9 protein-coding genes are annotated in these 8,288 nt (G+C 63.6%); 7 read left to right on the top strand and 2 right to left on the bottom strand.

Annotated features, from left to right (window positions below; all coding sequences use genetic code 11):
- The 4 genes from AC2VOU_RS03305 to dnaE form a co-directional block, all read left to right on the top strand.
- The coding region (locus AC2VOU_RS03305) for an SDR family NAD(P)-dependent oxidoreductase (RefSeq protein WP_486956069.1) at positions 1 to 491 on the top strand (491 nt) is incomplete at its 5' end.
- Between the two features lie 4 nt (positions 492 to 495).
- A complete protein-coding gene (locus AC2VOU_RS03300) occupies positions 496 to 1,299 on the top strand; it encodes an SDR family NAD(P)-dependent oxidoreductase (RefSeq protein WP_486956068.1) in 804 nt (267 codons plus the stop codon).
- 45 nt (positions 1,300 to 1,344) lie between these two features.
- On the top strand, positions 1,345 to 1,776 hold the full coding sequence (locus AC2VOU_RS03295) for a type II toxin-antitoxin system Rv0910 family toxin (RefSeq protein ID WP_486956067.1): 432 nt from the start codon (positions 1,345 to 1,347) through the stop codon (positions 1,774 to 1,776).
- Positions 1,777 to 1,843: 67 nt separating this feature from the next.
- Positions 1,844 to 5,377, top strand: a complete 3,534-nt coding sequence (dnaE, locus tag AC2VOU_RS03290; RefSeq protein ID WP_486956066.1) for a DNA polymerase III subunit alpha — start codon at positions 1,844 to 1,846, stop codon at positions 5,375 to 5,377.
- A 79-nt stretch (positions 5,378 to 5,456) separates the two neighbouring features.
- On the opposite strand, the gene AC2VOU_RS03285 is transcribed toward dnaE, so the two are convergent.
- A complete protein-coding gene (locus AC2VOU_RS03285) occupies positions 5,457 to 5,666 on the bottom strand; it encodes a hypothetical protein (protein WP_047313898.1) in 210 nt (69 codons plus the stop codon).
- An 80-nt stretch (positions 5,667 to 5,746) separates the two neighbouring features.
- Here AC2VOU_RS03285 and AC2VOU_RS03280 point away from each other — a divergent pair, with 80 nt between their 5' ends.
- The 3 genes from AC2VOU_RS03280 (at position 5,747) to AC2VOU_RS03270 (ending at position 7,741) form a co-directional block, all read left to right on the top strand.
- Complete coding sequence (locus tag AC2VOU_RS03280) at positions 5,747 to 6,184, top strand: nitroreductase family deazaflavin-dependent oxidoreductase (protein ID WP_047313899.1); 438 nt, start codon at positions 5,747 to 5,749, stop codon at positions 6,182 to 6,184.
- Between the two features lie 32 nt (positions 6,185 to 6,216).
- Complete coding sequence (gene ilvA, locus AC2VOU_RS03275; protein ID WP_054880085.1) at positions 6,217 to 7,509, top strand: threonine ammonia-lyase; 1,293 nt, start codon at positions 6,217 to 6,219, stop codon at positions 7,507 to 7,509.
- Between the two features lie 82 nt (positions 7,510 to 7,591).
- Positions 7,592 to 7,741 (top strand): hypothetical protein, encoded by a 150-nt coding sequence (locus tag AC2VOU_RS03270; RefSeq protein WP_168162484.1) that lies wholly within the window; start codon positions 7,592 to 7,594, stop codon positions 7,739 to 7,741.
- Positions 7,742 to 7,744: 3 nt separating this feature from the next.
- Here the strand turns inward: AC2VOU_RS03270 and AC2VOU_RS03265 are convergent.
- Positions 7,745 to 8,288, bottom strand: a 544-nt coding sequence (locus tag AC2VOU_RS03265; RefSeq protein ID WP_486956065.1) for a DUF3459 domain-containing protein, incomplete at its 5' end; no start/stop codon positions are given.

Genomic DNA, 8,288 nt, shown 5'->3' with positions numbered 1-8,288 from the left:
GGGAACGCGGTTTCGGGCAGATCGTCAACGTTTCGTCAGTTGGCGTGCAGACTCGTGCGCCGCGCTTTGGCGCCTACATCGCCAGCAAGGCCGCGCTGGACAGCCTGTGTGACGCGCTACAAGCCGAGACAGTAACGGACAACGTTCGATTCACGACCGTGCACATGGCGCTGGTGCGGACGCCGATGATCAGCCCGACCACCCTGTATGACAAGTTCCCGACGCTGACACCAGAGCAAGCGGCCAACGTGATTGCCGACGCGATCCTGCACCGGCCTCGGCGGGTCAGCTCGCCGTTCGGCCAGTTCGCTGCTGTCGCCGACGCGGTTAACCCTGCGGTGATGGACCGGGTACGCAACCGCGCGTTCGGTATGTTCACGGATTCCGCCGCAGCCAAGGGCGGCGAATCCGCTGCTAGCACAGCGAAGTTCGAGGAGCTCGATAAACGAAGCGAAACATTCGTCCAAGCGACCCGCGGGATACATTGGTGACATCATGAGCCTTCCGGAGCCGAACAATGAGACAACCGTCGTCATCACCGGTGCCTCCTCAGGCATCGGAGCCGAACTGGCTCGCGGCTTGGCACGCCGCGGGTTTCCACTGCTGTTGGTCGCGCGGCGCCGCGACCGCCTCGACGAGCTTGCCAACGAAGTAGGCCAGAAATACTCGGTCGCAGTCGAGGTCATGCCTGTCAACCTCGGCGACCCCGCAGCCCGTGCGAAGTTGGCGGACCGGCTCCGCCACGAACCGATCGGCGGTTTGTGCAATAGCGCCGGCTTTGGCACCAGCGGGGTGTTCTACACGTTGCCACTCGAACGTGAGTGCGAAGAGGTGACTCTCAACTCACTCGTGTTGATGGAACTGACGCATGCGGTGTTGCCAGGCATGGTCGAGCGTGGTGCCGGCGCGGTCATGAACATCGCGTCGATTGCCGGGTTCCAGCCGATTCCCTACATGGCCGTTTATGCGGCCACCAAGGCCTTTGTCCAGACATTCTCGGAGGCGATTCACGAGGAGTTGCACGGCACGGGAGTGTCGGTCACGGTCTTGTGTCCGGGACCGGTTCCGACCGAGTGGGCCGAGATCGCCAATGCCGAACGGTTCAGCATTCCCATCGCGCAGGTCTCACCGTACGACGTTGCAGAAGCCGCGATCGGCGGGATGCTGGCTGGCAAGCGCAGCGTGGTGCCCGGCGTGGTGCCCAAGGTCGTCAGCACTAGCGGCAGATATATACCGCGCAGCCTGTTGTTGCCCGCGATCCGGATCGGTAACCGATTGCGCGGCGGGCAGGGCCGCTAACCCAGCCGCTGCGGCCGGCATCGTCGCCGCGGCTACGCTCAGACGATGGCTGCTGTTGACATGACCGCCGACGTGCCGATGACTCCCCAGCACACTTGGGACCGAGTTTCGGAGCTGTCGGAGCTGGGCGATTGGCTCGTCATGCACGAGGGGTGGCGTAGCGAGCTCCCTAAGGAGCTGACCGCAGGCACCCAAATTGCGGGTGTGGCGCGTGCCAAGGGGATGCGCAACCGGGTGACCTGGACGATCACCACCTGGGACCCGCCCAATGAGCTGGCACTCTCAGGAGCTGGGAAGGGCGGCACCAAGTACGGCGTCACGCTCACGGTGCGGCCCAAAAACGGCGGATCGGCGCTTGGCCTGCGCCTCTTGCTCGCTGGTCCCGCGCTGTTCGGTCCGCTGGGTTCCGCGGCGGCACGCGCGATCAAAGGGGACGTGGAGAAGTCGCTCCAGCAGTTCGTGAAGCTGTACGCCTGACGAGGATCGAACACACGCGGCGACACGCCGAAGCACCGTCAGCCCTGGCCCCTAGACTGGCGTCGCTATGAATCAGTCCTCCTTCGTGCACCTGCATAACCACACCGAGTACTCGATGCTGGACGGTGCCGCGAAGATCACGCCCATGCTCGCCGAGGTGGAGCGGCTGCAGATGCCCGCGGTCGGCATGACCGATCACGGAAACATGTTCGGTGCCAGCGAGTTTTACAATACGGCCAGCAAAGCCGGGATCAAGCCGATCATCGGTGTGGAGGCTTACATCGCGCCTGGATCGCGCTTCGACACCCGGCGCATCACCTGGGGTGATCCCAGCCAGAAGGCCGACGATGTCTCGGCGGGCGGCGCCTACACGCACTTGACGATGGTGGCCGAGAATGCGGCCGGCCTGCGCAACCTGTTCAAGTTGTCCTCGCTGGCCTCCTTCGAGGGGCAGCTGAGCAAGTGGTCGCGAATGGATGCCGAGCTCATCGCCGAACATGCCGAGGGCATCATCATCACCACCGGCTGCCCCTCCGGTGAGGTGCAGACCCGGCTTCGCCTCGGCCACGACCGGGAAGCGCTGGAGGCGGCCGCCAAATGGCGCGAGATCGTTGGCCCCGATAATTACTTCCTCGAGCTGATGGACCACGGCCTGTCTATCGAACAACGCGTCCGCGAAGGACTGCTCGATATCGGCCGCAAGCTCAACATTCCGCCGCTGGCCACCAACGACTGCCACTACGTCACCCGCGACGCCGCGCACAACCACGAGGCGTTGTTGTGTGTGCAGACCGGCAAGACCTTGTCGGATCCGAACCGGTTCAAGTTCGACGGCGACGGCTACTACCTCAAGTCGGCCGCCGAGATGCGCCAGCTGTGGGACGACCAAGTTCCCGGGGCGTGCGACTCCACGCTGCTGATCGCCGAGCGGGTGCAGTCCTACGCCGAGGTGTGGGAACCACGCAACCGGATGCCCGTCTTTCCCGTCCCCGAGGGGCACGACCAGGCGTCCTGGCTGCGTCACGAGGTGGACGCCGGCCTGGGTCGCCGATTCCCCGGCGGCCCACCCGACGGATACGTTGAGCGGGCGGCCTACGAGATCGACGTCATTTGCGACAAGGGTTTCCCGGCCTACTTCCTGATCGTCGCCGACCTGATTAATTACGCCCGGTCTGTCGGGATCCGCGTGGGCCCGGGCCGCGGCTCGGCCGCCGGGTCACTTGCCGCCTACGCCCTGGGCATCACCGACATCGACCCGATACCGCACGGTCTGCTGTTCGAGCGGTTCCTCAACCCCGAACGCACCTCGATGCCTGACATCGATATCGACTTCGACGACCGTCGGCGCGGCGAGATGGTGCGCTACGCCGCCGACAAGTGGGGGCATGACCGGGTCGCCCAGGTTATCACCTTCGGCACCATTAAAACCAAAGCGGCGCTGAAGGATTCGGCGCGGATCCACTACGGGCAGCCCGGGTTTGCGATGGCCGACCGGATCACCAAGGCGTTACCGCCGCCGATCATGGCCAAAGACATCCCGTTGTCGGGGATCACCGACCCAGCCCACGAACGGTTCAAGGAGGCGGCCGAGGTCCGCAGCCTGATCGAAACCGATCCGGACGTACGCACCATCTACCAGACCGCGCGTGGGTTGGAAGGTCTGATCCGCAACGCTGGCGTGCACGCGTGCGCGGTCATCATGAGCAGCGAGCCGCTGACCGAGGCCATCCCGCTGTGGAAGCGACCACAGGATGGGGCCATTATCACCGGCTGGGATTATCCGTCGTGTGAGGCCATCGGCCTGTTGAAGATGGATTTCCTGGGTTTGCGCAACCTGACGATCATTGGCGACGCGATCGAAAACATCAAGGTCAACAGGGGAATTGACCTCGACCTGGAATCCGTGCCACTAGACGATCAGGCCACCTACGAGCTGCTGGGCCGCGGTGACACCCTGGGTGTGTTCCAGCTCGACGGTGGGCCCATGCGCGACTTGCTGCGCCGCATGCAACCGACCGGATTCGAGGACATCGTCGCGGTACTGGCGTTGTATCGGCCCGGCCCGATGGGCATGAACGCCCACAACGACTACGCCGACCGCAAGAACAATCGGCAAGCGATCAAGCCTATTCACCCCGAACTCGAGGAACCGCTGCGCGAGATCCTCGCTGAAACCTACGGCCTCATTGTCTACCAAGAGCAGATCATGCGCATCGCGCAGAAGGTGGCCAGCTACTCGCTGGCCCGAGCAGACATTCTGCGTAAGGCGATGGGAAAAAAGAAGCGCGAGGTGCTGGAGAAGGAGTTCGAGGGCTTCTCGGAAGGCATGCAGGCCAACGGGTTTTCGGCCGGCTCCATCAAGGCGCTGTGGGACACCATCCTGCCGTTCGCCGACTACGCGTTCAACAAGTCGCACGCCGCCGGCTACGGCCTGGTCTCCTATTGGACCGCCTACCTCAAGGCCAACTTTGCCGGTGAATACATGGCGGGCCTGTTGACCTCGGTCGGCGACGACAAAGACAAGGCGGCTGTCTATCTGGCCGACTGCCGCAAGCTTGGCATCACGGTGCTGCCGCCGGACGTCAACGAGTCCGGCCTGAACTTCGCGTCGGTGGGCGTTGACATCCGCTACGGGTTGGGTGCGGTGCGCAATGTCGGTGCCAACGTGGTGGGTTCGTTGATTAAGACCCGCAGTGACAAGGGCAAGTTCGTCGACTTCTCGGACTATCTGAACAAGATCGACATTTCGGCCTGCAACAAGAAGGTCACTGAATCGCTGATCAAGGCGGGCGCCTTCGATTCGTTGGGGCATTCGCGCAAAGGTCTGTTCCTGGTCCACACCGACGCCGTGGATTCGGTGCTGGGCACCAAGAAAGCGGAAGCGATCGGGCAGTTCGATTTGTTCGGTGGGACCGATGCCGGCACTGACGCGGTTTTTACCATCAAGGTGCCCGACGACGAGTGGGAGGACAAACACAAGTTAGCCCTGGAACGGGAGATGCTGGGTTTGTACGTGTCCGGGCATCCGCTCAACGGGGTGGCGCACCTGTTGGCTGCCCAGGTGGACACCGCCATTCCGACGATCCTCGACGGTGATGTCTCCAATGACACTCAGGTGCGGGTGGGTGGCATTCTGGCCGCGGTGAACCGGCGTGTCAACAAAAACGGAATGCCTTGGGCGTCAGCGCAATTAGAAGATCTAACCGGCGGTATCGAGGTGATGTTTTTCCCGCACACCTACTCCAGCTACGGCGCCGACATTATCGATGATGCCGTTGTGCTGGTTAACGCCAAGGTAGCGGTCCGTGATGACCGGATTGCACTGATCGCCAATGAACTTGTTGTGCCTGACTTTTCCAACGCGCAAGCGGACCGGCCGTTGGCGGTTAGCTTGCCGACGCGGCAGTGCACCTTCGACAAGGTAAGTGCCCTCAAGCAGGTGCTTGCGCGCCACCCCGGAACATCGCAGGTGCATCTGCGGCTTATCAGCGGAGACCGTATCACCACGCTCGAGCTGGACCAGTCGCTACGGGTGACACCGTCGCCGGCGCTAATGGGAGACCTCAAGGCGCTACTCGGTCCCGGGTGCTTGGGCGGTTAGCAAACCGCTGGCCACTGGGTCTCGCGCGGGGGCGTATTGCGTCAGTAACACCGTCTTCGCGAAGCGGGGACGGGTTGCTCTAGTGCCTGGAGGGCTTGGAGAGCGCCTTGAGGACCAAACCGACCACGACGGCAACGCTGGCGCCGCCAAGCACCGCCGGTGCCGCACTGGCAGTCGACACCCCGACCAGCAGCAGCGTGACGAACCCGGCGACCACAGCGAACAGCTTGTGCCGCGGCCACGGCACACCCGCGACCAGCACCTCCGAGGTTTTGGCCGGGCCAGTCACAGGTTAAGGATACCCGGGACTCTTTTTCCGGGAACCCGAATATTTCAGGGGGCGGACGGCTGACGGCCTAAGGTAGTGCCATGGCGCTTTCAGGAGAATATGCACCCAGCCCGGTCGACTGGGCGCGCGAGCAAGCTGAGAAGTACATGGCCTCCGGCGGAACCGAGGGCACGGACATGCAGGGAAAGCCCGTGGTGTTGCTGACCACTGTCGGCGCTAAGACCGGCAAACTCCGCAAAACCCCGCTGATGCGCGTCGAGCACAATGGCCAGTACGCGATCGTCGCCTCACTAGGAGGAGCTCCGAAACACCCGGTTTGGTACTACAACGTGGTGCAGAATCCGCGGGTCGAGCTGCAGGACGGTCTCGTCAGTCGCGATTACGACGCGCGCGAGGTATTCGGCGACGAGAAGGCCACCTGGTGGCAGCGCGCCGTCGAGGTCTGGCCGGACTACGCCAACTACCAGACCAAGACTGAGCGCCAGATTCCGGTCTTTGTGCTGACCCCGGTGAGCTGATTGCTTGTCGGACGGCATGGCACCATTGACCGGTGTCCGCCGAACTGAGTAAAAGCCCCGGGACCCCACCGGTGTCTGCGGTTGACATTGACGGTGCGGCGAAGCGGATCGCGCCGGTGGTCACGCCTACCCCGTTGCAGCTCAGCGATCGGTTGTCGGCGATCACCGGTGCGGCGGTGTACCTCAAGCGTGAAGACCTGCAGACGGTGCGCTCTTACAAGCTGCGCGGCGCCTACAACCTGTTGGTGCAGCTGACCGCCGAGGAGATCGCCGCCGGCGTGGTGTGTTCCTCGGCGGGTAACCATGCGCAGGGTTTCGCGTATGCGTGTCGGTCACTGGGTGTGCACGGCCGTGTCTATGTCCCCGCCAAGACACCCAAACAAAAGCGGGACCGGATCCGCTACCACGGTGGGGAATTCATCGAGCTGATAATCGGGGGATCAACCTACGATCTTGCCGCTGCCGCGGCGATCGCCGACGTCGAACGCACCGGTGCGACGTTGGTACCGCCGTATGACGACGCCCGCACCATCGCGGGTCAGGGCACCATTGCCGTCGAAGTGCTGGCGCAACTCGCCCCGCTCGTTGGGGAGCCTGACCTAGTGGTGGTCCCGGTGGGCGGCGGCGGCTGCATCGCCGGCATGACCGCCTACCTGGCCGAGCGGACGACGAACACCGCGGTGCTCGGTGTCGAGCCGGCCGGTGCCGCGGCGATGATGGCCGCGCTGGCCGCGGGCGAGCCGGTGACACTGGACTACGTCGACCAGTTCGTGGACGGCGCCGCGGTGAACCGGGCGGGAACGTTGACCTACGCCGCGTTGGCTGCCGCCGGTGACATGGTGTCCATCACCACCGTCGACGAGGGAGCGGTGTGCACCGCGATGCTCGACCTTTACCAGAACGAGGGCATCGTCGCTGAGCCGGCGGGCGCGCTGTCGGTAGCCGGGCTGCTGGAAACCGATATTGAGCCCGGGTCCACCGTGGTTTGTCTGATCTCGGGCGGCAACAATGACGTATTGCGCTACGGCGAGGTGTTGGAGCGTTCGCTGATCCACCTCGGCCTCAAACATTATTTCCTGGTTGACTTCCCGCAGGAGCCCGGTGCGTTGCGCCGTTTCCTGGACGAGGTGCTCGGACCCAACGACGACATCACCTTGTTCGAGTACGTCAAACGAAACAACCGAGAGACCGGCGAGGCGCTGGTGGGTATCCAGCTGGGATCGGCCGCGGACCTAGACGGCCTGCTGGCCCGGATGTACGCAACCGAAATTCACGTCGAAACCCTGCAGCCCGGTTCGCCGGCGTACCGCTACCTGCTGCTGTAGGCGGCTCTAGGCGGCGAGCGTCCGCAGTTGTACACGCTTTACGGCGTGTCGCCGTGCAGACACGCGCGCTCACGGCCGGCGAGTGGCATGTCAAGGCCGAGTCTTCGACTACGCGTGCGGCGCCCACCACGACCGCGGGCTCAACGTCTGGATCCCGGTACCCGACGAGACGGTCTGCATCACCGACGCAGTTGCCGAGGCGGTGCATCGTATCGGCCATTCCAGTGTGTAAGGGTTACTTACCGCGCAGTATCGCAAACGAGTGCGCAGGCAATGCCGTGCTCGTCGCACCGAGGATCGGCGAATCCCAGGCCAGTATCAGATCACCGTTGACCGGCACCCGAATTGCCTCGGTGCCCAGATTGCAGGCGATCACAAGCCGGTTGCGGCGCATCACGATCCAGCGTTGGTCTTCGTCGTAGTCAACGATGAGGTGTTCCAGCCAAGGATCGGCCAGGTCAGGCTCGCTGCGCCGCAAGGCAATCAGATCGCGATAAAGCTTATGCAGCCGCGCGTGTTCGCCGGAGCCGACCTCGTCCCAGTTCAGCTTGGAGTGCTGGAATGTCTGCGGATCCTGCGGATCGGGAATCTCGTCGGAATGCCAACCATGCTCGGCGAACTCGGCTTTACGTCCCTCGGCGGTGGCCAGCGCCAGCTCCGGTTCGGGATGTGAGCTGAAGAACTGGAACGGGGTCGACGCCCCCCACTCTTCTCCCATGAAAAGCATTGAAGTATACGGTGATCCGAGTGCTAGCGCGGCCTTGATCGCCAGCTGGCCG

Source organism: Mycobacterium sp. TH-M25 (assembly GCF_057473665.1).
The sequence above is the reverse complement of the archived record's forward strand: the minus strand, read 5'-3'. Positions and strand labels throughout refer to the sequence as shown.

Bases quoted from the DNA above. Each gene is read 5' to 3' on its own strand.
- AC2VOU_RS03300 (WP_486956068.1), top strand. From the start codon at position 496: ATGAGCCTTCCGGAGCCGAACAATGAGACAACCGTCGTCATCACCGGT.
- AC2VOU_RS03295 (WP_486956067.1), top strand. From the start codon at position 1,345: ATGGCTGCTGTTGACATGACCGCCGACGTGCCGATGACTCCCCAGCAC.
- dnaE (WP_486956066.1), top strand. From the start codon at position 1,844: ATGAATCAGTCCTCCTTCGTGCACCTGCATAACCACACCGAGTACTCG.
- AC2VOU_RS03280 (WP_047313899.1), top strand. From the start codon at position 5,747: ATGGCGCTTTCAGGAGAATATGCACCCAGCCCGGTCGACTGGGCGCGC.